The sequence below is a fragment of the Endozoicomonas sp. SESOKO3 genome (genome assembly GCF_024606255.1).
This window is the reverse complement of record NZ_JAHHPR010000407.1, coordinates 1-2,142: the sequence shown is the minus strand read 5'-3', so window position 1 is coordinate 2,142 and position 2,142 is coordinate 1. Positions and strand designations below refer to the sequence as shown.

General features: G+C 42.2%; 1 protein-coding gene. It reads left to right on the top strand.

Annotation, left to right across the window (positions count from 1 at the left end; genetic code table 11):
* Positions 1–280 precede the first annotated feature (280 nt).
* The coding region (locus tag KDK18_RS07065; protein ID WP_257254175.1) for a hypothetical protein at positions 281–2,142 on the top strand (1,862 nt) is incomplete at its 3' end.

Sequence of the window (2,142 nt, the reverse complement as noted above, 5' to 3'; positions counted from 1 at the left end):
GAGTTTGCTATGAAAGCTCCTTATGACTCTGACAGTGATAACCCTAACAGTAGTCGCTGACAGTAACGATGCTCGCATGAGGTAGCCTTGACGGAGCTTATCTTTAATCTTACTCCTGTTCTTTCAGGCGGATTGCCATCAGCAGGCTTCCCGACAAACTGCCAGCTCGAACCAGGGCCTGGGGATCTGGTTGAGTCTGGCTGGTACTAAAACCTGAGCACTGTTGCGATTCATGGACTAGTTTATCTGGGCATCCATAAACTTAAGAAAGCAGATGTTGATGAGTTATTCCATTTCTCGATTACCTGAAAAAGCAAAGCAATCGATATTTTTCCATCGTTACAAGGCCAACCGGTTTGTTGCTGCTTCCCTTGGCCTCGTCATGATGACTTCCCCTTGTTCAAATTTGCTCGCAGAAAACCTTTTATCAACGCCAGTGCCAGAGAAATTTGTTGTAGATAGAGCGATAAAAAAGTCTGGTTTTCTGGACGATTTGATTAATCACAATGCTTATTTAGGCCACCCCCTTTCTTTTGCTCTCAATCCGAATACGACCCATCTTACCTTTGTCATGAACCATGAAAATGAGCGGAGCGAAAAAACAGATTCAGATTCGCAAGAATCCGCGGGAGCTGCTGCACTGCAACCGCAGCCTTTAATTCAAATTCCGCTCCCACCAATGAACCATGCACAAATTACTGCCATTATCCAAGGGGTCAATACAGGCTTCGATGAAGACACCATAACCCTAAACAATATGTTGAGCTACGTCCCGGTAGCTCCACCCAATGAGAGCCTGACAATTCTGAGCATGATTCAGCAAGTGTTAAAAGCTCTCAATGTTGTGGTTGACGATGTCGAGGATGCGATGATAGACGTTCTGTTTAACATCCGGGGTACCGAATCTCCTGTCGATATGACCAAACCAGAAGACCGGGAGAACCTTGCGATGTTGATGGTGAGTTACTATACAGCCATCCATTCAAAGAGAGCACACCCTGAAGCGGCTCATTTATTTTTTAGCTCATTTCTGCTTCGTGCCACTAAATTGTCTGGTATTGGAAGACTGGTTGCCAAAAAAGGTGATCTTCTAGGTACAAAAAAACCAATAGAAAGTCACGAAGTTTTGAAAGCAAATGTCAAAGAATCTGGTAAAGTCTTCAATGGCCTGAAAGTGCTGGAAGAAATGCGCCTTAGTTTTTTGCTACAAGTAAATGATCCCATAAAATCTGAAGAACCTGAGACATTGGACGGACCATTGCTAATAGCCGCCTCCTCCCTGCTCAACAATGAGATTAATGAGAACGAAATGCCCCTTTATCAACGTAATATAAAATCAGCTGAACGAATGTCCTATCTGGTAAAAAAGTATGGTAAAGAAAAACCAGAATTAGTTGCCTCGAATAGTCAGTTCGTGAGTTTAATTGATGCCATAAGTCTGATTCTTGATCCTTTCGTTATACAACAGGCAAAGGTACATGTTGACAACATTTCCAGTTATTTTAGCGCATCAAATTGGGATGACACCATCACCAGCTCTTCAGAGATAAAAGACAAAGAACAAACATTATTCAAAATATTCGAAAAGGTATTAAAAGATGCAGAAGACTACCCGGGAAGTGAAAACCCTGAATTATTTCAAGAATTGCTTCTGGCCTTAAGACAATACATAGAGCAACAATTACAAAAAACTTTTCCTGATGAAAATGATTACCAAGTCATAATGGTCACCCTCGGTACAGGATTTGCCGACCTGATACAACAATCAGGCAGGATGCTGGCATTTCATATGGCAACTTTTGACATCAATGCCAATCAGCAGCCTTATGGAGTTAAACCTGACGAAGCAGCAAAGAAACAAGAAGGAAAACAACTCAGCAAAGAAGAGAAGAAGAGAAAACACTTGGAAGAACGGATAGAATACCTGGATGATTTCGTCGATTGGTTCATAGATAACTATAATTTTGCTATGAGGACTCCTTATAACTCTGACAGCAGTGACTCTGAGAGTATTGATTCTGACACCATTAATACTGGCAGCAGTGGCTATGACAGTAGTGGCTCTGACATTAGTGGCTCTGATATTCGTGATACCGACATGCCTGACTCTGATACTAGTGATACCGACATGCCTGACTCTGA